A 24,999-nucleotide genomic window follows, 5' to 3' on the forward strand; every position below is an offset into this window, starting at 1 on the left:
CTTGGCCAATCCACTTATCGACAGCTATCACTGTCTATCCCGATAACGGAGGAAACCGACGTCCCTTACTGTAAAACTTTCAGGGAGTGACTCATGGATGAGTTCAAAATGTGCGTCTGCTGATTTTCACCACCCACCAGCTCTCTATAAAGACACAAAACATTTTTACTAGTTCCATTCTTAGTCTGCAATGTAATATTGAACGTAATACTACATGGTGTTGAGCTCTTTGTCAATAGTTTTCAAATAATTCTATATACTATACGTAGTGAGCAAGCAACTTATCAATGTTTTCTAAATATGCTTTTCGATGTGTATCTGTCAACAATGACTCAAGTACCAAAAACCCATACATTTCTATTTTCATTTGACATTTCTTCCATCCATTCACTAGTATAGTAGACAACTAATTCGTAAACCGAAACAAAACAACTAGATGTTTGAGTAGTCTCAAACTACAAAAGGAGTCGTTGCCAATGAATGCGTTTACGAAGTGGGTAGAAATCGTCTCGGATTTTCTATGGGGATTACCCATCATCATTTTACTAATAGGAGGCGGACTATTCCTCACAATTCGTCTCAAGTTCTTCCAGTTTCGCTATATGCCACACATTTTTCGTCAAACCTTCGGAAAAATCATGTCTAAAGGCTCTGGGGATGGTACGCTAACCCCTTTCCAAGCAACAACCTCAGCACTTGCTTCCACAATGGGAGCAGCAAACATTGTCGGAGTTCCTGTAGCTATCGCACTAGGTGGGCCTGGCGCAATCTTCTGGATGTGGGTGGTCGCACTGATCGGAATCGGCACGAAATATTCCGAAGTCGTGCTCGGTATCAAATATCGTGAAAAGAATGCTGCCGGTGATTACGTCGGTGGTCCGATGTATTACATAAAAAAAGGACTTGGCTGGAAAAAGGTTGCGTATATCTTTGCATTCGCCCTCATGTTAGAAGTTATGGCGAGTACTATGGTGCAATCTAACTCCATCGCTACGACCTTGGAAGGTTCATTTGGTTTATCTCCAATCGTAACGGGTATTTTCGTCGCCTTACTGGTTGCACTCATTTCATTCGGTGGAATTAAAGCAATTGGGCGCGTAACGGAACGTTTAATTCCGTCAATGGTCGTGATCTATATTGTAAGTGCACTCATTATTATCGGTTTTCATGTCGACGCAGTACCTGCAGCATTTGGCTTGATTTTCACACATGCATTCCAACCGATTTCAGCAGCAGGTGGATTCGCAGGCGCCGGTGTTGCAGCGGCCATACGTTGGGGACTCGCTCGTGGATTATATTCCAATGAAGCCGGTATCGGTACTGCACCGATTGCCCATGCAGCTGCAGTGAATAGTCATCCTGCCAAACAAGGTTTCTGGGGCGTCTTTGAAGTCGTAGTGGATACATTGATTGTTTGTACTATGACTGCGCTAGTCATACTAACAACAGGCGTCTGGGAAGTCATTGACGCAGATAACGCAGCGAACATGGTGACAGAAGCGTATAGTACGGTATTTGGAGCTTCACTTGGTGGCATTATCATATCCATCGTATTATTCTTATTCGTTATTACAACGATTGTAGTCATCATTTATTACGGTGAAAAACAAGCAGAGTTCTTGTTCGGACCCAACTTCTCCATCGTAATACGCATCGCATATATGGCGGCTATTATAATCGGAGCACTTGGTGGATTGCAATTCGTCTGGAAATTTCTTGATCTTTTACTCGCAATTGTAGTGATTCCTAACGTGATTGCGGTACTATTCTTAAGCGGACAAGTACGGGACATTACGAACGATTACTTTACAAACCTCTATCCGATAGAAAAGAAACAAAAGAAAAATAAGTCTTGATGTAAGTGGCAAAAAAGGCAAGAGTCCATGAACTCCTGCCTTTTTTTATGATTTGATCACTTCATCATTTCTTCAATAAACTCTACCGGTACATAGGTCTTCTTCGGTTCGAGCAACTCCGGTGCTGCTTCAAATTTCATCAATGATTTATTGTAGCCATATTCCTTCTGTCCACGAGTAATCGTGTAAGATGGAGCACCTTTTGAAACGACCGCCCCCACGCCAGTCGAATCCACGACATATCCGAGTTTCTCAGCAAGCAAACGAAGTGGTACCATCTTAACACCATCGACCATATAATGATCGTCTTCTATAATCTGTTCTACAGTGGCATCTTCATCTACTGTATTTACGTCTAGTATCACTACTTTCTCCGGCGATGTCTGGGCTGGAATACTTCGAGTTGTTTCTTTGTAGAATACTAGCAAGTCTTTGCCTTTCAAGTCGTCAGCGTTCACTTTATTACCCGAAGCACTGGAAATGTCCGTACTGTCATCTACATTCAATTGCAGTTTCAAATATGGATCCACCAGTTCATCACCAAATATTCCAACTACTGCTGCATTTGCTTCATCTTTCTCGACAATAACAGCATCTGGAGTGTACTGAGGCGGGTAAATCATAATCATTGGCTTATCTGCATGAGTATAGGCAGACACTTTGTCACCTTTTTTCAATTCTACCTTCTTACCCGTATTATCGAAAATTAGCGTTTCTTTTGTAATTGCCAGTACAAAAGACTCTTCTTTCCATTTAATTGTGTAGAGTGTTAATTCATCGTTCTTTTCCGTGCCATTGATTGTTCCTTCTACTTTAACAAAAGCTTTTTCATCAGATGTCACTTCGGCCTTCACTTCCTCTTTCGCGCTAACTGCTTCAGGTACCGCCACGCCACCAATAAGCAAGGCTGACATCGCAAATGGTACAATTTTATTCAGTTTCATAAAAAATCCGCTCCTTACTATAAGTTCTATATAGTAGTTCGTATGGGAGTCTAAAAGGTTACGGTACTTTTCCCTTTCCATGAAATCTTTTTTCTACACATGCTTAATAGCCACTCATCTCAAAATATGAGATAATACAACTAACAGAACGAACGTACTATTAACGAAATTGAGGTGTTCCCATGAAACCGGTCATCCTAGCTGAGAAACCAAGCCAAGCAAAAGCATATGCAGATGCATTTACTACTCGTAAACACGATGGCTATACAGAAATTCAACCATGCCAGACATTTCCGCAAGGTGCCTTCATTACGTGGGGCGTCGGTCATCTAGTAGAATTGAAAGAACCACATACATACAATCCCGCCTGGAAACGCTGGTCGCTCGGTAGTTTGCCTATTTTGCCGGAGCGCTACGAGTTTCAAGTTGCCCCGGGAAAGTATAAGCAATTTCAGATCGTTAAAAAGCTCATTCGTGCAACAGATCATGTCATTAACGCATGTGACGTCGATCGCGAAGGATCCAATATCTTTTACTCCATCTACTATATGACGGGAGCCCGCAACCAGAAGATTGAGCGATTATGGATTAACTCTCTGGAATCCGATGAAGTACGTAAAGGCTTCGAGAATCTACGAGATAATCGACAAGATCTACAACTCTATGAAGAAGCAAAAGCACGCCAAATTAGCGACTGGCTCGTAGGGATGAACGGTTCTAGACTTTATACATTGCTGTTGAAAGCCAAGGGAGTTCAGGAAGTATTCCCTATCGGTCGCGTTCAATCACCAACCGTTTATTTGATTTACCAACGCCAGCGCGAGATCGAGACATTCGTGTCAGAACCATTTTTCGAAGCAGAAGCTATTTTCACTGCAGAAAAAGGAATATATAAAGGAAAAGCTAAATTAAAAGAGCCGAAGCGGGAATTAATTGCAGAAGCACTAAACAGTCGTAATATCACTAAGCGGACTCCTGGCGTCATTACAGAGTTAACGAATACTGATAAACGAACGCCGCCGCCACAGTTGCACTCCCTTTCTACCTTGCAAGCGACAGCCAATAGACGTTGGAAAGCGAGTCCCGCAACTGTCTTAAAAACGATGCAGACTCTGTATGAAAAGAAGCTCGTCTCTTATCCAAGAACCGATACAAGACATATTACACCGAGTGAATTCACATACTTAGAAGCAGCCATAGAAGATTATCAAAAGTTAATCGAACAGCCATTTGAGATAGCCTCGCGTTCACCGAAAAAACGCTATGTAGACAGCTCAAAAGTACAAGAACATTATGCGATCATTCCAACGAAGAAACTGCCTACACAAGCAGCACTGACAAAGTTGTCACCACTCGAACGTAATCTATATGAAGAAGTCGTTCGAACGACGCTTGCTATGTTCCACCGTGATTATTTGTATACTGAAACAAAGGTCACTACGGACGTAAATGGTTTGCCGTTCTTTACGACGGGTAAAACGGAACGTGATACAGGTTGGAAAGAGCTTTTCGCTACACCAAAGAAAGCAAAAGATTCCGAAGAACCAGCCTTACCACCGCTTGAGCGTGAGGAAACTGTGCAAAGTGAAATCGGCATAAAAGAAGGCGCAACCCAGCCTCCCAAACCATATACTGAAGGTCAGTTAATTGCGATGATGAAAACATGCGGGAAATTGGTGGAAGATCAAAGTGAGACGAATATTTTAAAAGAAATAGAGGGTCTTGGAACCGAAGCTACACGAAGCGGTATTATCGAGACGATTAAAAAACACGGCTATATTTCCGTCACAAAAAACATAGTATCTATCACTGATAAAGGACGCGTACTATGCCAGACCATCGAAGGTAGCCTACTTGCTAGCCCTTCCATGACAGCGAAATGGGAAACCTACTTAAAGAAAATTGGAAATGGTGAAGGAACGGGCCAACACTTTTTGGGTAGCGTATCAAAGTTTATCCAAAAACTGATTGAAGACGTACCGGTCCAACTTGAAAAACAAACGATTGATATCGTGCTACCCCCTCGGCCTTCTTCCGGCAAAGGGTCGTACACACGAACTGAAGTCGCACCCTGTCCAAGATGCGGCAAAGGCATGATTATCGAACATCAAAAGTTTTTCGGTTGCAGTAACTACAAAAACGGCTGCAAACAAACCTTCCCAGGACTTTTCCTGAAAAAGAAACTAACTGTTCCCCAAGTAAAATTGCTCTGTACGAAAGGACAAACAAACATCATCAAAGGCTTCACAGCAGCCGATGGAAAGAAATTCGACGCTGCATTGGAGTTAAAAGAAGGCAAGCTGAACTTGGTCTTTATGTAACTGAAATACTCATACAAAAAAGAAGCGGCACAAAGCTGCTTCTTTTTTACATGAGATTATTATACAGACTTGTATTGTACAGTTCTTACACCTTTATAGAACGGGAGACAACAACCGTGATATCGATTGCTTAAACTTAATCAGTAAGGACCGCTCCTCATAATGTTCTTTCGTAAGCTCAGAACTAAGTTTCGAGTCTTGGTTAAACAGATCTGTCAGTTGTGTTGCTACTTTTTCATCATAAACAATCGCAGTCACTTCAAAATTTAACCGGAAGCTACGTGAATCGATATTCATAGTACCTACTACCGACACTTCTTCATCCACTACAATCGTCTTTGCGTGCAAGAAGCCATTCTCATATAATAATACCTTCGCGCCGTAATCCAGCAAATCGCCGACATACGACCAAGTAGCCCAGTAGACGAAAGGATGATCAGGCTTACATGGAATCATAATCTGTACGTCAATGCCTGACAACAACGCAATTTTGCAGGCATCCATAAAGCTTGTATCTGGAATAAAGTATGGTGTTTGAATGTAGACACTTTTTTTAGCAGATAATAATAACTTGATATACATATTCTTCAGATGTTCTGTCTCAGAATTCGGACCACTTGAGACAATTTGCACTGGGCTTGTGCCAATATGTTTTTCGGTCTGGAATAGGTAACCTCCCCAGTCACCCGGCTCCTTTTTACTTGCCTGATGCCAATCTAAAATGAATTTGCCTTGAATATGATTGACCGCGCCGCCTCTAATCCTAAAATGCGTATCCCGCCAATAACCAAATTTCTTATCCAGTCCAAGATACTCGTCTCCGACATTGAAACCACCAATATACGCGATTTCTCCATCAATGATACAAAGCTTCCGATGATTTCTATTATTGACCCGAAAGTTCACGAGCCGGAACATCGATGGAAAGAATACTTCCACTCCTCCACCCGCTGCACGTAATTCATTATAAAATCTGGGTGGTGTTTTCTTCGAGCCGACCTCATCATACAAGAGTCGAACTTTTACTCCCTCTTTTGCCTTCTGAATTAACAGATCCCGTAACTTGGTCCCAAGTGAATCAGACTGGATAATATAATACTGAATATTGATCTCTTTAGTTGCAGAGTTAATATCCTCAAACAATGCAGCAAACTTTTTATGTCCGTCGTCAAAGATTTCAATATGATTATCTTTGGAGAGCAATGCATGAGATGATTTCAAATTCATATGAATTAATTCGGTATGATCTTTTAATAACGTATTACTTTCCAGTCTGGCCAAGTTTTCCGGGAGCAATTGTTTGTCTACTTCCGTTTTTTCAGCCTTCCTTTCTGCAACTGAAAGATTATAGAAGTTTTTCTGTTTTAAACTACGTCCAAAGAACAGATAAATAAAGAAACCGACAATAGGAATGAACACTAGAACCATAATCCATGCCCACGTATTTCCTACATCTCTTCTTTCGATAAATAAAACCCATGCCAATAGCAGGATGTTGAGAATTGTGACGATAGATAAGAGCAGTGTAAGGATATTACCAAATTCCATACCGAGCAACATCCCTTGAAGTTCTATCATTTTTTCCGCTCCATTTCATTAGAAAGTAGTCTTTAATATAGCATATATTCTCACCGTTATTTTTACAAATTTCATCAAGCAAAACAATAATGCACACGAGTAATAGTAATACTTTACCATGTATTGGACAAGTATAGAGTAAATGTCATATAATAGTAGTAGTGTTTTTGAGATGAAGGAGATGACCTGTGTGATTCGGGCTATTTTAGTAGATGATGAGCCGTTAGCTTTACAACTGCTCACGCATAAGTTGGCAGCATTCAAAGAAGTACAAGTCATCAAAACATTTACCAATTCATTGCATTTACTTGCTGATGTCCAAGTTCTTTCTTTTAACGTGGCTTTTTTGGATATCTCCATGCCTGGAATAGATGGTATAGATTTGGCCAATCACTTATTAGGTATCAATCCAACAATTAAAATAGTATTTGTTTCTGCTTACCGTGATTACGCTATACAGGCTTTCGAGTTGAATTCCATTGATTACATACTAAAGCCCCTTACAAATGAGCGTCTTGAAAAAACCATTACACGATTAACACAAGCACTCCCTTCTGTTCACGTTCCACATCTTGAATCTGAAAAACCATTGAGGATACAATGTTTCCAAGAATTCATCGTGCAATATAAGCAAGAGGTTGTTAAATGGAAAACGATAAAAATCAAAGAACTATTTGCTTTTTTCCTTACGTATCATAGAGAATGGATCCACCGCGATGTCCTAATTGAAACACTTTGGCCTGATACTGAATATGCAAAAGCTAAAATACAATTACATACTGCCCTTTCCCATTTACGAAAAACACTGGAATCGTTAGGCTTTTCTAAAGTGATTGTTTTCACTAATCAAAGCTATAGTATGAAGTTATCGAACTTCTACTGCGATGCACTAGAAATGGAGCAACTAGTACATCAACATACCAAGGCGAAAGAGGCTACTATTGATTCGTTTGAAAAAAGCATTAGGGATTATCAAGGTGATTACCTAGAATTAGAAGGCTATGACTGGTCCTACACATATGCCGAACATATGAAACAGCAGGTGACACAATTACTTCACCTAATGATTAGTTATTACAGAACTCAACAAGATACTACCCGCATCCAATCTTCACTGGAACGTTTAATTCAATTGGATCCATACTCTGAACAAGCTCTACAGCAACTCCTAACGCACTATCTGCAACAAGGTAAAAGAACAGAGGCCATCAAGGCATATCATAACTTCAAAGAGAAGTTAATTGAAGAATTAGGAATATCCCCTAGTCGATCGACTAATGAATTATTTAACCGAGTATTATGTGATAATGTATGAGAAAAAGGAAGAAAATCTATAAGATTATCTTCCTTTTTTATTTATCTATAGAGAATCGAATGACCGTACCAATATTCGGTATACTATCAATTGTAAGACCTGAATACCCTAATTGGCGAAGCCGTTTATGCGTATTTGGTAAACCTACACCCGCTTGTATATTTGTATTATCTTGCATAAGCGTCACTAAATCTTGTTCCATTCCCAATCCGTTATCAGAAATCGATATTTCTACTGCATCGTCACGTTCGGACACTTTGATCCACACAGTACCACCTTCAGGTCGCTTGAGTACACCGTGTTCTATCGCATTTTCCACCAATGTTTGGATGGATAGGGGTGGCACTTCCACTTGAACTGGCGCAATGTCCATTTCAACTTGCAAACGGTCACCATAGCGTTGCTTTTCAATATATACAAAAGCCTCTACTAGTTCCAGTTCTTTCTTCAGCGAAACAGTTGATGCGAGATTTTGAATTGTAAAATTTTGCTCCAAATATGTACCAAACTTATCTAGCAACTTTACCATTTTTTCTGGATCTATCTCGCTGAGTGCGCTAATTGTATTGAGTGTATTGAACAGGAAGTGCGGATGTATTTGTGCTTGTAACCATGCCGCTTCCATTTGTATCAGCTCAGCAATCGTCTGATTTAGATTTGTCAACGCACGTACACGCATGATTAACTCAACCTTCTCTACAGGCTTTCTAACATAATCATTGGCTCCTGCTTCAAACCCCATTTGAATATCAATTTGCTGGGTCCGAGCAGTCAACAATAGAATCGGTAGCTCCGCCAGTGAAAATCGCTTTCGTAACTCGCGTGTCAGCTCGTAGCCAGACATATATGGCATCATAACGTCCGAGATCACAAGACTCCAACGGCCGCGTTCAAGCTCTTTGAGCGCTTCATTTGCTGAAGTACATGTTACAACCATATATCCATCCGCTTTTAGCATCTGCTTAATAATTTGAAGATTCATTGGATCATCGTCAACAACTAAAATACGTTCAGTAGCATTACTTGCTGAGAATGTCACTGAATCTGCAGGTTCCAATTTTTGTTGAACAATATCTGGAACAGGAATATAGCCCTTTTGTTGTTGATTTTCCGAAAGAGGTAGTGTAAATGTGAAAGTGGTACCTTCATCCTCTTTTGTTTCTACTCTTATCTCTCCTCCATGCAGTTCAATCAATTGTTTACAAATACTTAATCCTAGCCCCAATCCCCCTCCACCCGTGGAGGTAATACCAGATTCCGCTTGCTTATAAGGTTTGAATATTATCTTAGCATCCTCTGGAGACATCCCAATACCTTCATCGGAGACCCGAATAACGGCCATTTTGTTCTGCACTTCAGCTGAAACATGAACGGTTCCTTCAGTTGAAAACTTGATTGCATTATGAACTAGATTAAATAGAATTTGATATAATCTGTTTTCATCTGCCTTGATGTCAGGGTACTGAATAGGTATCGAATGTTCAAGGGATACAGATTTACCCTCTTTCATAAACTTAAGTGTATCAAATACACTTGTCAGAACCGCCAAAATTTTCACATCTTGATGATCCAGTTGGAATTTGTCATCTTTCAAATTCTCTCTATCTAACAAATCATTCAAAATTATAGTCATCTGTCGACCAACAGATAGAAGTGTTTCCAGATTCCGCATTGTTTCATGCGACAATTTGTCTTGTTCACTATCATAGATTGTCTGGGTAATATTCAAGATACCGTGGAGGGGATTCCGTAATTCATGCGATGTATTGGCCAGAAACTCATCCTTTTGTTGAATCTCTTCTTGTAGAGAAGCAGCCAAGTTATGACTTTTCTCTGTTTCCATGAAAAATCGTTTAAACCAAAACAGTCCAAATAGTATGATACTAATTAGCATGTCATAAGGGTAATATGGTAGTTCCGGCATGACTTGCGCCTTATACAACCCCCATATAGTACTGGACATCAAACTAATTGCTGCAAGTAAAAAGAAGATAAAATTCTCCTTCTCGCGTTTTGACAACCGATACATTAGAAACGGTGTCGGCAAGGGGATCAAAATCATCAACGCATAGAGAAACAGTACATCGATTTCTACTGACAACAGCGTCAACATAACAAATATTCCATATCCTATACCTATAATCCGGAAATAATAGCGTCCCTTCTTGCCGAAGGGGTGTTTTACAGTATCCACTAAAGCCCTAATATACAACACTACTAAATAGGCAGCGCCTGAATAGACGAGTATATTCATTTTTGACCAAGTTGCAAATGAGATTTCTGGAACGAAATACAACAGTAACTTATCGTCCGCTATTGCAATGGCGATGGCAACAGATAGAAAAGATAAAGCGAGGTATAACATCTCCTTCCTCCGTGAGAACAAGAGATAAATTAGAAATGAATATACGCTATGCAAACATATAATAGACATAAGTGCAAGTTGCCAGCCATATTCCTTAAATACAGATTGCTCTGCAGCCGACCACTCTCCAAACTTCATCGGCTGTATGATACCACCCGTTTTCAATGAATGGAAATTCGATACATGAATAAGAAGTTCAATTTCCCCTGCTTTACTTTCTAGCTGCAATGTCTGGGGACGATAGTCGACTTCCTCCTGCTTCCTGTTCGTTGCTGTTTTTCCGAGTTGTACTTTTTCCTCACCATTCACAAAAAAACGCGAAGCAGACACGATGTCCTTCGCATACAATCGATAGATATTAGTGTCATCTCGATCTACATAAATATTCAAACGGTATGTCCCATAACCGTAGGACATGTTACCTGAAAATTGTTCTTGCCAATCAGCGGGCACTTGAATCAATGATGGTACCCTTTTGGAACTTTCACCTGGAGTAATAAACTCTTCCGCATAAAACTGCCATTCTCCGTTTAGCAATATATCCTCAGATAAATCACCCATACCCCGTAGATCTATCACCCCTTTTTCAGCTGTGACTGTGTAAGTACTTTGGTTAGAATCGATCCAGATTAGTCGAAAGGCAATTAAAATCACGATAAACAAAGGAACAATCAGCCGCAACTTTTTATTCATAGGTTCTCCATATGATGACTTTTTTCATGTTTCGCAATTGATTGTCCTCCTAGTTACTGTATTACTGTCTAAGTTACTTTGTAATATAGCTCGTCAGTTTCTTCATAGCGCACTCTAATTACTAGCCCACTATCCAATATGAACTGCTGCTCTTCTACATGTAGCTTCCCTTTACAAATTTGAAATGTGTACCGATCCGTATTATTCGGCAGGCGTGAGTGATACACAATGTCATGAACTAAAGAAGATACTTCTTCAAATGATTTATATATAATAATCATAAATCATGTATGCAATCATATTTTCCATCTTCTCACTTTGTTACTTTGTGACAATAGTTTCTAACTTTATCTGTACATATACACAGTAATATACCCTTCAAAAGATTTTTACACATACTTAGTGATACAGACAAAATGTATTATTTTTACTTCGTTTTGCCAAATACATAGCGGAATCAGCGTATTGAAGCAATGTAGCAACATCTGTACTGTGCGTTGGATATAAACTTGCTCCAATACTAATACATATTTCTATCTTTTCATTAGCCAATTTAAATGGTTTATCACAAATGGATTGGATTTCACTAAGTCTTGATTGAAAATTATCTTGATAACGATAGATGATGACAAACTCGTCTCCACTAAAATGAAAAACTTCTTTTGTAAGAGACAATGTCTGCAATCTGCTGCCTAGTTCCTTCAATATTTCGTCCGCTCCACAATGTCCGTACGTATCATTAATCAGTTTAAATTGATTAATATCAATATAGAAAAACACTACCTTTTCTGATCGATGATCTACCTTTTGGAGATAGGATTCAATAATGAAGTAGAATGCTCTCCGGTTTGGCAATTTCGTCAAGTCGTCTTGACAAGCAAGTTTCCGCCAATAAAGCATTTCTTTTTCTACATCCAGACTATATCCTCTTGAGGTTCCGTCAAAATTTGAGATGGGTACTTGGTAAAACCCATTTGACATATTCTTGAATTTATCTGAAGGGTATTCTTCTTTATCTAAATCATCTATGAAATTTGAAGAAGCCATATGGTTCTCCCCTTTATAAGATAATATCGCTCTTTTACATAGTATACTGTTAAACTCTTATAGAATTCTTAAACTCAACAAGAAAGAGGTCAGCCTCATAAGAGACTGACCTTTTTGTTGCTACTATTTTTTACGCATGCTTCTTTCTGCGTAAAACCCATGCACCACCTACAATTAGCAAAATTCCTAGTGCAATCGGAATTACTGGATACGCTTCACCTGTCTGAGGTAAATTACTACCTGAAGAAGCGTTAGTGTTTCCACTTCCAGTAATACTGCTGATTGGACCCGTACTACTAACAGTGCCATTTGGCGTGTTCGGAGTACTTGGTAATTCTGGTTTATTCGGATTTACTTGCTCACCCGGTTTACCGGGTTGTTCAGGTTTACTCGGCTCTTGCGGTTTGCCTGGATTACCACCACCAGATGCATTCAGAACAATCTCACATGAATTTGTAATCGTAATAGCACCTGTTGCCTCACCATCTACGAAAGTATTATAGTCTCCGTTTGGTAATTTCCCAGGGAATATTACTTTTCCATCCGTATTTGTTATACCTTTTGCTACATCTTTATCTCTATCTTTCAAGATAACTTCTTTTCCTGCCCCTACCGGTTTACCGTCTTCTGTTACCGTTACAATAAACTCTTCACATACTGGCGCAGTCAATAGAGTCAATGTCTCTTCACATGTATTGGTAACGTTCACTTTTCCTACTTTTACATCTTGATGATATGCATCGTACTCACCTTTAGGTAACTCTGCAATATCAAACACAATCTTACCCTGTGCATTTGTAGTACCCACCGCTTTAACTGTCTCACCTTGTTTCAGCGTGATCTGCTTGCCCGGGCCTACTAGTTTACCGTCTTCATACACTGTGAGCGTAAAGTCCTCACAAGTTGGAGCCAATACAATTATTCCTTCTTCACAAGGATTTTCAACCGTTACTTTCCCTGATTTTTCATCCTCTAGATATACTTCGTAATCTCCTGTCGGTATTTTACCTGGGAATGTTACTTTGCCGTCTTTATCAGTCTTGCCTTTCGCTACTTTCTTATCGCCTTTTTTCAAGACGATTTCTTTATCTTTTACTGGTTTACCGTCTTTTGTTACGATTGCAGTAAAGTCTTCACATACAGGAGCATATGAAATTATGCTTTCGCACGTTTCTGCCACCGTAACCGTTCCGATCTTTTTACCCTCTACGATTACATCATATTTCCCGTGCTTAACGTTGATTGGGAATACTACTTTTCCTGTTACGTCTGTTTTGCCTTTTGTGATTTCCTTGTTACCTGATTTCAAGATAACTTCTTTACCTTTTGCGATCGGTTTATTGTTTTCATTGATCACTAAGGTGAAGTTCTCACAAGCCGGGATCGTTGGGATTGTAATCGTGTCGTGACATGTATCCGTTACTTTAACTTTTTTCCCCTCAATCTTCTTACCATTTACATAGACATCATATTCGCCATTTGGAAGTTTTGACTTGGAGATTGTAACTTCTCCTGTAATATTTGTTGTTCCTTTAGCAACTACAGTATCTCCATTCTTCAATACCACTTCCACACCTTCACCGACTTTATCACCATCTTGTATTACAGTTAGCTTAAAGTCTGTACAGACTGTTGGCGTTGGAGTTATTGGTACCGGTTGAACAGTTGCTGAGCATGTATCTGTCACTGTGAATGAATTAATATACGTGTTATTTTCGTATACATGATACGTACCTTTTCCTAATTTCCCTTGAATTTTAATTTGACCATTTGTATCAGTTGTTCCTTTTGCAATTTCATTCTTACCTGTTGAATCTTTCACCATAACATCAATATTTGGACGTACACTTCCGCCTAAAGTATTGACTGTTAACGTGAAGTCTTCACACATTGGAGCTGCTGAAACTGCAGCTATACAATCTTTATAACTTACTTCAATTTCTTTAATAAACAAATCGCCTTCATAAACAAAGTATTTCCCCGGACCACCAGCATTTTGAATATCAGTTAGCGGAACCTTCATTTCACCTTGAGCATTTGTTTTAGATGTATAGAAAGAAACATTTTTCTTTTCCTTCTTCACTGATATCATCGTACCAGCACGAGGTTTTCCATCCTGATCCTTAATCGTAATTGTAATGTCTGTGCATGTTGGTAGTAGTTGAACTGACGCTTTACAATCAGTATCAGATTTAAAGTTACCAAGTTCCTCTTCTCCAACAAATGCAACATAATTTCCACGTGGAAGATTTGGAAGTGATACATTTCCATCAGCATCCACTATTCCTTTTTTAAATGTGTCTGTATTGCCTTTTTCTCTAATAGTAATTTCTGTTCCAGTTGGGAATAACTTTCCGTCAACATCTTTTACTGCTAACGTAAATGTTTCACACGTTGCCGTTTTGCCAACTGAAGCTTCACAATCAGTTAAATATGTGACTTTTACATCGCCAACGTATTGTTTTCCTTCGTAGACTTCATAAATACCTGGTTTAGTATCTTTGCTTAATACGATCTTTCCACCCACGTTTGATTTTGCAGTAATCGTATTAACTGTACTATCATCTTTATACTTCAAAGATACAGTAACATTCGGACGAATTGCACCATCTTGATCTTCAACGATAATTGTAAAGTTTGTACATATTAAAATTAATTCTAATTCAGTTGCACATTCATCATTCGATGAAAAACTACCGATCTTTTCACCGTCTTCATAAGCGTCATACTCTCCTGGTGGAAGGTTGGGAATAGAAACTATACCTCCAGTAGTTGTTTTGATCGTTTTGAATTCAGCAGTCTCATCTTTTTTTGTAATCTTAATGTCGACGCCTGCCTCACGTAATTCTCCATCAGCATCTCTTACTGTCAACGTGAACATTTCACATTTAGATAACTCGCCTACTACATCTTTACAAGAAACATCTTTATACGTGACGTTTACTTCGCCAAGGAATATTTCACCTTCATATACAGTATAAATTCCTGCTCTAGTTGTTGAAGGTAAATCGATCTTACCTGTAGCATCAGTAGTTTTTTCAATTACGGTTCCATCAATTTTATGTGTTAATTTCACAGTTAGATTTGGTCGTATTTCACCTTTTATATCTTCAATTACAATTGTGAATTCTTCACATTTTAACTCTTGTTTAAATACAAATTCACATTCATTATTCACTGTGAAGCTACCTAATTTTTCATTACCTTCATATACGTCATACTTTCCTGATGCAAGTGCCTCAAAAGATAGAGTGTTTTCATCAGTTGTTATGCCTACTATAGCTGTATCAGCGCTATCAGCTTTTTTTATAGTAATATTATTAACAAGCTGCTCTCCGTCTGCATCTATCACCGTCAACGTGAAGTTTTCACATTGTGCTTCTTCACCTACAGTTGCGATGCAATCACTCTTATATGTGACGTTTACCTGACCGTGAAGTATTTTACCTTCGTACACAGTATAAATACCTGCAGTAGTTGTTTTTGAAGGTAATTTAATTTTTCCTTCATCGTTAGTTTTTATAGTAATAAGGTCTACTGAAGCGTCTGTTGTATGTTTCAATGTTACAGAAACGTTTGGACGTGCAGCTAGATCTTTATCTTGTACTGTAATCGTAAACGCATCACATGTTGGAGCTGGTTGCACAGATGCTTCGCAATCTTCCGTGTAGTTTATCTTAACATCTTTTAACACTGTATTGTCTGCAGTAGTTACTGCATACGTTCCTGCATTAATCTTAGTGTTTCCACTGGAAGGAATCTTAACTAAGCCATCCGTACCTGTTGTAACTTTTGACACTTGGCCTGTTGATTTGTTTGTTAGTGTAAGTTCTTTATTCGCAACTGGCATTCCGTCTACATCTTTTGCTGTTAGAACAAATTCTTTACATATCTTATCTTCATAACCTGTCGGGAAGTTTTCAATGTTTACAATTTGTTTCCCTGCGTATGTTCCACTTTTTTGGACAGAATTGCGATGCAAAGTGAAGTGTATATCTCCAGGATTATCATAACCATCTACTGTAGTTTCTTTTAAAGTATATTTACCCTCAGTTAAGTTCATCCCCAAATCAAATACTCCATTCGCATCTGTTTTCGCGGATGTTAGTGCTTTTCCTGGTCTGTACTCACTGAATAATGTAAATGTAACGTCTGCCATTGGCAAACCTGTTACTCCATCAATTTTAATCGCAACGAATGGAACCTTAGTCGTTGATCCTGAGTTTCCGTACGTAAAATTCTTTATTGGAGAACTATCGGAAGCATTTGATCCTTCAGTACTTATATAGTTCACTTCTACGTTATTTGTAGCATTTGAATCAGCGCCACTAGGTCCGAAGTAAGTAGTTTCATATTCTACGTAGTACGCTTTATTGCCATCTGGAAGAGTCAATGTGAATTTACCAGTCTTGTTATCCACGTTTAGTGTGTATCCGCTTTTTAATTCGGTTTTACCTATTGACGGTGTAGACCCTGAACCCGTCAAGGCTACTTCATATACTTTGAATGAGTCGGGATCTATAATTTGATCAGGAGACCCTTCGCTAGCTCCTACTGTATCTGTAATAACCACTTTCTGCAGATTTGACTGTGCGTAGTTGAATTCAAAGTTCCACTTGATTCCTGCCGTACCGCCTACTTGTACTCCGGTTTTATTGATCAATTTATCTGTATAATTGACGCTTATCGTTTTTGTCCAAGAAGAAGATAAGTCAGGATTACCGTCCTGTGTTAACTTAGCTTGGTTTTTAATTGAAATATTACCTTTAGTTACTGGATAAACTCCATCTTTGTCTTTAGATTTGTAAACCACTTTATGTGGAGTTGTAATAGCCCCTAAATCCAAAGTAATTTTGTTAGATTCACTAGCAGTATTCGTGAAAGTTACTGGGCCACCTTGTTGGAAGTTCCCAGCTGAATTAAGCGTCCCTGAATAGACCTTTATATCTGTGATCTCTTGAGTATCGGGCAAAATATCTTCAAAGTTAGCGTTGGTATACTCATTGTAGTTAAAGTTTACCTCTACTTCCCACTCAAACTCTTGTGTTGCATAGTTATATTTACCTTCCTTTTTTCCATTTGCTTTTTGTTCAGTTTTGATTGATACCTCTGCAGAATCTGAGGGATCATTAGGCAAGCCACTATTTTTCAGTACAACATCATTCTTAAAAGTACGAGTATTCGTACCGATATCTCTTATATCATAATCAGTTGTATAAGAAATCTTTATTTCTTTATCAACAGCCTTCAATAATGTAACTTTAAATCCGTCCTTCGAAATATTAGTTACAGTATAATCAGTGTCTTTTGTTAAGGTAGCTCCCCCAACTGTTACTTTAAGCGTATCTTCCTGCAAAGTCATATTACTGTTTGTGAACTTGTCTTCAAAAACAGAGTTGGCATTCAAACTGTAATTCGCTTGGTTAGCAGTAATATTCCACTTAATTGTTTTGGCCTCATAATCAATTGAATTAGCAGTCTTGTTCAACACAAAACTTTTCTTGGTATAAGATTGTGACGCTGTCTTATCGCCAATTTCTATGTCTTCACGTTTAACCGTATTTGTTACTTTGAAATCTTGTGCAGCGAATATATCACTTGGTGTTGTTTTATATTTGATGACATATGGTTTAGAGACTTCTTGATTAAATTGAAGCGTGAATCCTTGACCGTCACCATTGTCTGTTTTTGTATATACACCTGCAGCTACGGGTGTAGTACCATCCGCTTCATATACATTGAAGTCTGATAGAACTTGTTTACCAGAACCCGCACCACCACTTGTAGTCCATGTATCTTTTAAAACGGCATCCTTTTTCAAAATAGCACGGTTATTGAAGTTATAATCAATTTTCCACTCTGTCGCTAAGTTTGAACCATTCGGTTTCTTAGAAACGCTCTTCTTTAAAGGTGTTCCATAAGAAACTGTAGCAGATTTAGTTCCACTTTTCGCGCTGCCATATTCAGCGTTATTCTGATACTGCACAGATTCATTATTACCCGGGTCTTCTGGTATTGTCTTATAAGTAATTTTATACGCTTTTGTTCCATCTAGATTTATGGACATTACTTTATTAGTTCCGTCGAAGTTTGGAGATAATCCAGATGCCGTTTCTGTATAACTACCATCTGCTTTCATAGAAAGTTCAGTAATCACAACAGAAGTTTGATCATAAATATGTCCACTACCCGTATTGGTAGTTAACGTATCTTTGAATGCTACTGTTCCAGTTGCTTTTAAGTCTGTGTTTACTTTTACTTCCCACTCTATAAATTCACTGTTCGTAGCACTAGGTTTTGCTACACCACTTTCTTTGGTAATTGAATTTCCATTCACTGGCGCGAAATTTAATTCAATAATTTGTTTTCCTGGTAATTCTACTTTTTGATTAGTTTCATTGTCTACACTATTTAACGTAGCACCAATAGAAAACTTTGCATTTTCCAGTGCTGTTCCTACACCATTTCCATCAATAATCGAATCATTAAAAGTAATAGTTATTTCTCTTCCGGATTTCGTTATTTCCCCAAGTCCACCAAAATTAGTTCCTAAAGGGAATGTGATACCATTGAAAACTTCTGGCAAAGTGTATTTTAATGTAGAACCTGGACCATATGTATGACCAGCTGCAAGTTTCAAATTAAATGTAAGTGTGGCGTTGTCTCCATTCTTCACTGTGAACGGCCCTGTTCCTGAAATTAAAGTACCATTAATTCTAAACTCGGTACCAGTAATCACTGATGCGGGTAGTTCTCCAGCAGCTAACGTTTCTATTTCTATTTCTTCCAACTCTTCTTCTTCAACCAATTCTGTGTCATCTGGATCTTTTTCTTCGTCAATTACATCTTCATCCACACCTATATCAAGCTGAGTATCGTCAGTGGATGGAGACACCGGCTTCTCCTCTGGTTTAATATCTGGTTTTGTTTCTGGCTTAGTTTCTGGTTTTACAACCGGGTTTTCGTCCAGTTTCTCACCAGGGTTTACAGAAGGTTTCTCTGGCTTTTCTTCAGAGTCTTTAGGTCCTTCAGCTTCTGGATTGGGCTTTACAGGTTCTTTTGGTTCTTCAGGTTTAACAACCTCAACTTTACCTGGATCTTGTTCGGGAACCTCAACCTTTCCCTCATCTGCCTCAGCAGAACTTCTCTTATCATCTTTCTGCTGCACCCCATTCCCTACTTCATTTGAAGCAGGCTGGGGAAAGCTTTCCGCACTCGCCATGCTTGCACCGATTGGGCCTAAAATTGTCTGGCTCAAAATCAGAAGTGCCAGCATAAATATGTGTATCTGTTTCTTCAATTCATGTTCCCCTCTTCTCTCTTCATTGTATGTTGGTGGGGCACTAGCTGCCGATCCATTAAATGAACATCTCCCTTTTACGACTCTTATCTATATGTCGAGATAAATAACTTGGTTAACGATTCTCCACTTCCTGAAGTTCCGCCTGCACAATCAATCGGTCCGGTGGATGCCAGCTGCCTAGTGGTGTACACGTGACGAGTGTGAGTTGCGGTGTATCTTTGTCTTCGAGTACGGAAACGTCTGTTTTATGTACGACAAATGTAGAGGTGATGCGGTAATGAAGTGTTTCACTCTTCAGATTCACTTGGATTTCGTCGCCTGCTTCCAATTCTCCCAGACGATTGAACTGCTTACCATCCGCTACAGCACGATGACCTGCCAGACCAATGTTATGTTTCGTAAAGTCTTTTTGCGGCTCCATGATACCCGCACCTTTTGCGAGTTCATTCTCCGTGACACCGTCGAACATCAGCATCTTCAGATTGATTTTATCGATCGATACAATTCCTCTACTGCCTTCTAGTGAAGGAATTTTCTTATCAACTGGCGCTTCAGCTGACGCTACACTTTCCGGTTCATCCATAAAACTGATGTCCTCCATGGCACCGAGCAAATCGAAGGCTTCGAGAAGTTCCTGTTGTTGCTTGTCATATGCGATATTCTCCAACATCGGAAAACAAACAGCCAACACTCCGGTAATGACAAGAACCCACCCTATTACTTTTCGAGCCATTGCACCCTCTCCCCTGCCAAACATATTCATACCTCACCCACACCAGTATAATGACGAGCTCTTACAAAACTCTTAAACCCTTGGACTACAATTAAGGGACTACCCGCTGATTAACGGTAGCCCTTAACACCTATACTGTTAAGAATTCCTATGCAGAATCCTCTGTTCCACTGAAAAATTCTTCTTTCAAACGCTTCCCATATGCTTGTCCACTTTCGCCACGTTGTCTGGGAAACTCTTGCATAACGATAGGCAATACTCTTTCCCATAGAACATTCATCACATAGACATCTCGATCAAAGTGATAGTCCAGTTCATTTAACGTTAACTGTAGCGATTTAGCGTACTTTCGTTTTTCCGCATCCCAAATCGTCGAGACATTCTCTTTAATATATGCATCTATTTCATCTTCCGTTACCGTAATCCCATAAGCTTCTTCTGCGATATCTAAAGCATCTTGATAATGATCCGTTTGTTTCTCCGCAATTCCTCTTAGAAACGGAGATGAATGTTCCTGTTCAGTTAGATTATTTTTCACACGTAAACGGAACTCTGTCTTATTTGTTGAAAACGAATGGCCTAGCTTGTTATTATGAATGCCGGATTGAATAGATGCCAGCTCCCCTGCTATTTCAGGCATATCTTTTAGCACTTTTTCCACGGATTGATTCATCTGGGCATAATCTATTCCTATCGTTTCAATCTTTTGTTGTTCCGAACTTGCTGTTTGTTTAATTAACAATGTCCCAGCAATCAAGACAGTAAAACAAATCGTAATGAGGTGAAACCGATTGCGAGCAGTCATAGTCATTCGCTCCTTCATCTGTTAAGTCGCTCAAGTATGTCATAGGCAGATTGAAATATTTGTTGAAACAACTGATTATTCTTAAAAACTTTTCTTTGTTATTCGACAATAAAAAACCCAAGGATCCGGAGTGAATCGGATTCTTGGGTAATTATTTATTGACGTGTAGCAGGTGTTTTTTCAATCATAAATGTTACAACTACGAATAAAGCAAAGCTTACTAATAGCACGGTACCACCTACGATATAGAATATAAGCGCGAATACTTCATTGATATTGAAGGGTTGCATGAACTGCAACCACATACCCGCTGTTAAACCAATAGCACCAATGATCCCTGTCCAGCCTTGCAATGTTAATAGCTTTCTAGCACGGACTCGGTAAATCTTGTAGAACACACCCCATGAAAACACCGATAACCAACCTACAAGTAAAATATGCGCGTGAATCGGACGAAATGCGTACGAACCTGCCCCCGCCATATGGGAACCGAGTACCGTCCCAATTAAACCAAAAATCGCAGCAATGCGAATCAATCGTAAACTCCACTTTTCTTGCATGTTATATTTCCTCCTGTCATCTTTCTACTACATTTATCATAACACTCCAAGATGAACGGAAGATGAACAGCCTGTTACAATTTAGGCAAATACACAATGAATGTCGTACCTATACCTAACTCACTGACGACTTCTACTCGACCTTCATGAAGGCGTACTACTTGTTCAACAATAGATAATCCCAGGCCTGTTCCTTCTACTTCACGTGTTCTTGAGTCATCTGCACGATAAAAACGGTCAAATATACGATTCTTTGTTTCAGATGACATACCAATTCCTGTATCTTCAATAGAGAAACAGACTTCATTTGCCTGCTCGGTCAGTCGGATATCAATCGTTTCTCCATCCGGGGAATATTTCAATGCATTCGACAATAAATTCTCCCACACTTTTTCAAGAAAAGCAGGGTCCCCTTCATACGTAACGTCATCAATTTCAAGCATGATAGACATCTCTTTTTCTTGCAATAACCATTGAAATTTACGTACTGTTTCCTTCACTTGCTGATCAACACGGAATGCTTTTTTCTGCAGTGGAGAGATTAGTTGATCTAGTGACGTCAGCAATAATAGCTGCTTCGTCAACGTCGAAAGTCGTTCTGTTTCCGATTGAATGATTCCTGCATAACGTATGCGCTCATTAGCCGGAAGCTCTTCATCCGATAACAAGTCTGCATAGCCTTTAATATTCAATAACGGTGACTGAAAATCATGCGACACATCACTAACAAATGCCTTTCGAATCTGGTCGTTCTCACTCAAACGATCAATCATCTGCTGAAAACTTTTTGCAAGTTGCCCAATCTCATCACGTCGATCAATTGACAGCTCACCCGTGAACTCCTCCTCGCCTACCTTCTTCGTCGCTTTCGTCAACACAACAATCGGTGCAATCAGCTTGCGCGCAACGACAAGCATAGCGAGAATACTGATAATCGCCATGACAATGACCATGCCTCCAAGCAAATAGTGAATTTCCGTGAATAGCATTTTAATATCTGGTCGTAAAAATAGTGCATACGTATGACCATCGTACGTTAACGGTACACCTACTGTATTAGCTGACTCATTGGAGAAATAACCTGTCACGAATGTCTCTGCCTTCAGATCTCGCATACCATGATAGACTTGTCCATTATAGACTTTCTGAATCGCTTCATCCTCAAGATTATCATCGCGAAATGCTTCTCCATATACTGTTGCGTCTCCTGCAGGCGATTTCACTAGCAACTTATAACCCGTGCTGGCAAGCATATCGAAGTATGTAGGTAAATCCATCCCGTCATTCGCTTCAATGAACAACGCAATTTGCTCAGCAACTTGAACATTCTTTGCATCATTTTCATCTTTTAAGTACATGTGATAATATGTATTGACGGAGAGAAACGCCACTATTGCACTCGCTAGCATAATTCCTACCGTTAACACGAGAAACTTCCCATACAGCGACTTCATTCTGAAACCTCGAGTTTATAACCAACACCACGTATCGTGACAATTTTCACCTGATTCGTAAGCTTCTCGAGCTTATCGCGTAAACGTTTGATATGTACACTCAACGTCTGCTCATCCCCTTCATAATCAAAGCCCCATACGCGCTCTACTAGCACTTCTCGTGTAAACACCTGACTATGACGAGAAGCCAACACCGACAACAATTCAAACTCCTTTAATGGAAGCAGTAATGACTTCTTACCATGCACTACTTCATAACTCAGTCGATTAATCACTAAAGGACCGACCTGAATCATCCGGTCCACCGCTTTATCATAACGTCGCAAAATAGCATGGATCCGGAACAATAACTCTTTCGGCTCAAACGGCTTCACCAGATAATCATCTGACCCTGCCAAAAAGCCACGCTCCTTATCTTCCATCTCACCTTTAGCTGTCAGCAACAAAACTGGTATTTCAGAATCCTCACGAAGCCTCTTCGTCAGCGTATAGCCGTCCATACCTGGCATCATCACATCCACGATGGCTAAATCAGGCCACTCCTTATCGACTACCTCAAGTGCCTCTAGCCCATTCATCGCCTTCACAACGGTATAGCCCGCTTGACGCAAATGAATACTAACCAACTCTAAAATATGTATATCATCATCTACCACTAAGATCTTCATTTAGACCGCCCCTTCCTTTTCCACTCTGCATTCAATAATCCAGAAAGAATAATAATCACAGCTGTTAGATAAAACCATAACACAAGCATGATAATCCCGGCTAATTGTCCATATAGCCTAGAATAATCAACCCGTGATACATACTCTCCGAATAATAATGAAACGAACTGCCAGCCAAAGGCCGAAAGCAAAGCACCTGGCAACGCTTCCTTCCATTTCATCTTTCCTGTTGGCATGAGTTGATAAAATAACAAGAAGAACAAAAATAAAAAGAACGTACCAAGACCCCATTTTATATTGGGCCAAATATACAACCAGCCTTCCCAGGCATCTAATACATCATAATACGCAATGACAGTATGCATAAGTTTTTCAATTAACGGTAAAAATAACGACATCGGTACAATTAGCATGAAAAGAATGGTTACACCAAGATTACGAATTATACTAATCCATAGCGGCTGTTGGTGAAGCCTACGATTCGCCATGTCTAATGAACGTGCAAACGATTGTACCGCAACCGATGTCGTCCACAATGCAGCTAATACACTTAGTGCAAGCAGATTTCCGTGACTTTTATAGAGTACGGACTGAACACTTTGCTCAATTAGCTGAAAAGATTCATCTGGCACGAATGGACGTAGCAACGCTAAAATACTAGCCTCCTGCACAGGTAGAAATTGCACAATCGACAGCACTACAAGTAAAAAGGGTAACACGGAAAGCAACAAGTAATAAGCGTTCTGCGCAGCCTGATCAAAAAAGCGTTCTTTAAAGAAGCGTTTGATTATCGTCATGATCATAGAATCCCCTCCTCTACTATCGTACGTGTCTTACTATCAATATACCCCAACAAACCCTAGACTATTAGGTTAAATGAAATTTCTCAGATAAATTTAGTGGTTTCTTAGGTGTTGGAGTAGAAGTGATGAATGGTTGGTGTGGAACTTAGAGCGATTGAGCGGGATGGTAGAGCACTTGTGCGAGGCTCGATAAGCTGGATACGCTGGGTTGATTGAGCGGATAAGCGCAGGGATAGAGGGGACGCCGTGATTCATTGAGCGGATATACTGGGAGATTGAGCGCTTGCTTCGATTCATCGAGCGGATACGCGGGAGGATTGAGCGCTTACTGGGACTCATTGAGCGGATACGCGGGAAGATTGAGCGCTTGCCGGGACTCATTGAGCGGATACGTGGAAAGATTGAGCGCTTGCCGGGACTCATTGGGCGGATAAACAGAGTGATAGACTACCTTTAAAGTAGACAAACTATAAAGCGCACTTCTACAATTCATATAGATAAGGGGTTGAGAAGATGGCGGAGAAAACAAGAGTATATTCAGAAGAGACAAAACG

At 39.6% G+C, this 24,999-nt stretch carries 15 protein-coding genes and 1 other annotated feature (1 of these 16 only partly in view); of the genes, 3 read left to right on the top strand and 12 right to left on the bottom strand.

All coding sequences use genetic code 11. The features are described 5' to 3' along the window. Positions 1-191: a binding site (T-box leader), on the bottom strand (it extends 49 nt beyond the left edge of the window). A gap of 285 nt (positions 192-476) precedes the next feature. After that, positions 477-1,856, top strand: coding sequence for an alanine/glycine:cation symporter family protein (locus tag CSV72_RS06255; protein ID WP_099677624.1), 1,380 nt, complete (start codon positions 477-479; stop codon positions 1,854-1,856). Between the two features lie 56 nt (positions 1,857-1,912). Here the strand turns inward: CSV72_RS06255 and CSV72_RS06260 are convergent, their stop codons facing one another. Further along, complete coding sequence (locus tag CSV72_RS06260) at positions 1,913-2,800, bottom strand: stalk domain-containing protein (protein ID WP_099677625.1); 888 nt, start codon at positions 2,798-2,800, stop codon at positions 1,913-1,915. 182 nt (positions 2,801-2,982) lie between these two features. On the opposite strand from CSV72_RS06260, the gene CSV72_RS06265 reads away from it, so the two are divergent. Beyond that, positions 2,983-5,121, top strand: coding sequence for a type IA DNA topoisomerase (locus CSV72_RS06265; RefSeq protein ID WP_099677626.1), 2,139 nt, complete (start codon positions 2,983-2,985; stop codon positions 5,119-5,121). A gap of 93 nt (positions 5,122-5,214) precedes the next feature. Here CSV72_RS06265 and cls read toward each other — a convergent pair whose 3' ends face one another. Beyond that, the gene (gene cls, locus CSV72_RS06270) at positions 5,215-6,669 is read right to left on the bottom strand and encodes a cardiolipin synthase (protein WP_099677650.1); all 1,455 of its coding nucleotides are present in this window, start codon (positions 6,667-6,669) and stop codon (positions 5,215-5,217) included. Positions 6,670-6,889: 220 nt separating this feature from the next. On the opposite strand from cls, the gene CSV72_RS06275 reads away from it, so the two are divergent. Continuing rightward, on the top strand, positions 6,890-8,014 hold the full coding sequence (locus CSV72_RS06275) for a response regulator (protein WP_158232164.1): 1,125 nt from the start codon (positions 6,890-6,892) through the stop codon (positions 8,012-8,014). Positions 8,015-8,051: 37 nt separating this feature from the next. Here the strand turns inward: CSV72_RS06275 and CSV72_RS06280 are convergent, their stop codons facing one another. The 10 genes from CSV72_RS06280 to CSV72_RS06325 form a co-directional block, all read right to left on the bottom strand. Further along, complete coding sequence (locus CSV72_RS06280; protein ID WP_099677628.1) at positions 8,052-11,072, bottom strand: hybrid sensor histidine kinase/response regulator; 3,021 nt, start codon at positions 11,070-11,072, stop codon at positions 8,052-8,054. A 68-nt stretch (positions 11,073-11,140) separates the two neighbouring features. Next, entirely contained in the window at positions 11,141-11,353 is a 213-nt protein-coding gene (locus tag CSV72_RS16705) for a hypothetical protein (protein ID WP_099677629.1), read from the bottom strand. A gap of 118 nt (positions 11,354-11,471) precedes the next feature. Further along, entirely contained in the window at positions 11,472-12,119 is a 648-nt protein-coding gene (locus CSV72_RS06290; protein ID WP_099677630.1) for a GGDEF domain-containing protein, read from the bottom strand. Between the two features lie 130 nt (positions 12,120-12,249). Continuing rightward, entirely contained in the window at positions 12,250-19,419 is a 7,170-nt protein-coding gene (locus CSV72_RS06295) for an LPXTG cell wall anchor domain-containing protein (RefSeq protein ID WP_099677631.1), read from the bottom strand. Between the two features lie 115 nt (positions 19,420-19,534). Further along, complete coding sequence (locus CSV72_RS06300) at positions 19,535-20,155, bottom strand: class D sortase (protein ID WP_158232165.1); 621 nt, start codon at positions 20,153-20,155, stop codon at positions 19,535-19,537. Positions 20,156-20,303: 148 nt separating this feature from the next. Beyond that, entirely contained in the window at positions 20,304-20,960 is a 657-nt protein-coding gene (locus tag CSV72_RS06305; RefSeq protein WP_099677633.1) for a hypothetical protein, read from the bottom strand. A gap of 155 nt (positions 20,961-21,115) precedes the next feature. Next, positions 21,116-21,520 (bottom strand): hypothetical protein, encoded by a 405-nt coding sequence (locus tag CSV72_RS06310; RefSeq protein WP_099634301.1) that lies wholly within the window; start codon positions 21,518-21,520, stop codon positions 21,116-21,118. A gap of 74 nt (positions 21,521-21,594) precedes the next feature. After that, a complete protein-coding gene (locus CSV72_RS06315) occupies positions 21,595-22,974 on the bottom strand; it encodes a sensor histidine kinase (protein WP_099677634.1) in 1,380 nt (459 codons plus the stop codon). After that, on the bottom strand, positions 22,971-23,642 hold the full coding sequence (locus CSV72_RS06320) for a response regulator transcription factor (protein WP_099677635.1): 672 nt from the start codon (positions 23,640-23,642) through the stop codon (positions 22,971-22,973). Before CSV72_RS06320 ends, CSV72_RS06315 begins: the two co-directional genes overlap by 4 nt. Continuing rightward, positions 23,639-24,445 (bottom strand): YihY/virulence factor BrkB family protein, encoded by an 807-nt coding sequence (locus CSV72_RS06325; protein ID WP_099677636.1) that lies wholly within the window; start codon positions 24,443-24,445, stop codon positions 23,639-23,641. Before CSV72_RS06325 ends, CSV72_RS06320 begins: the two co-directional genes overlap by 4 nt. Positions 24,446-24,999 lie beyond the last annotated feature (554 nt).

The sequence above is a fragment of the Sporosarcina sp. P20a genome (assembly GCF_002743175.1).
In the GTDB taxonomy this organism is placed as follows: domain Bacteria; phylum Bacillota; class Bacilli; order Bacillales_A; family Planococcaceae; genus Sporosarcina.

Excerpts from the sequence above, each read along its gene's own strand:
- cls (WP_099677650.1), bottom strand. The coding sequence starts at position 6,669 with ATGGAATTTGGTAATATCCTTACACTGCTCTTATCTATCGTCACAATT.
- CSV72_RS06320 (WP_099677635.1), bottom strand. The coding sequence starts at position 23,642 with ATGAAGATCTTAGTGGTAGATGATGATATACATATTTTAGAGTTGGTT.
- CSV72_RS06325 (WP_099677636.1), bottom strand. The coding sequence starts at position 24,445 with ATGATCATGACGATAATCAAACGCTTCTTTAAAGAACGCTTTTTTGAT.
- CSV72_RS16705 (WP_099677629.1), bottom strand. The coding sequence starts at position 11,353 with ATGATTATTATATATAAATCATTTGAAGAAGTATCTTCTTTAGTTCAT.
- CSV72_RS06255 (WP_099677624.1), top strand. The coding sequence starts at position 477 with ATGAATGCGTTTACGAAGTGGGTAGAAATCGTCTCGGATTTTCTATGG.
- CSV72_RS06315 (WP_099677634.1), bottom strand. The coding sequence starts at position 22,974 with ATGAAGTCGCTGTATGGGAAGTTTCTCGTGTTAACGGTAGGAATTATG.
- CSV72_RS06305 (WP_099677633.1), bottom strand. The coding sequence starts at position 20,960 with ATGACTGCTCGCAATCGGTTTCACCTCATTACGATTTGTTTTACTGTC.
- CSV72_RS06290 (WP_099677630.1), bottom strand. The coding sequence starts at position 12,119 with ATGGCTTCTTCAAATTTCATAGATGATTTAGATAAAGAAGAATACCCT.
- CSV72_RS06260 (WP_099677625.1), bottom strand. The coding sequence starts at position 2,800 with ATGAAACTGAATAAAATTGTACCATTTGCGATGTCAGCCTTGCTTATT.
- CSV72_RS06310 (WP_099634301.1), bottom strand. The coding sequence starts at position 21,520 with ATGCAAGAAAAGTGGAGTTTACGATTGATTCGCATTGCTGCGATTTTT.
- CSV72_RS06280 (WP_099677628.1), bottom strand. The coding sequence starts at position 11,072 with ATGAATAAAAAGTTGCGGCTGATTGTTCCTTTGTTTATCGTGATTTTA.
- CSV72_RS06265 (WP_099677626.1), top strand. The coding sequence starts at position 2,983 with ATGAAACCGGTCATCCTAGCTGAGAAACCAAGCCAAGCAAAAGCATAT.
- CSV72_RS06300 (WP_158232165.1), bottom strand. The coding sequence starts at position 20,155 with ATGGCTCGAAAAGTAATAGGGTGGGTTCTTGTCATTACCGGAGTGTTG.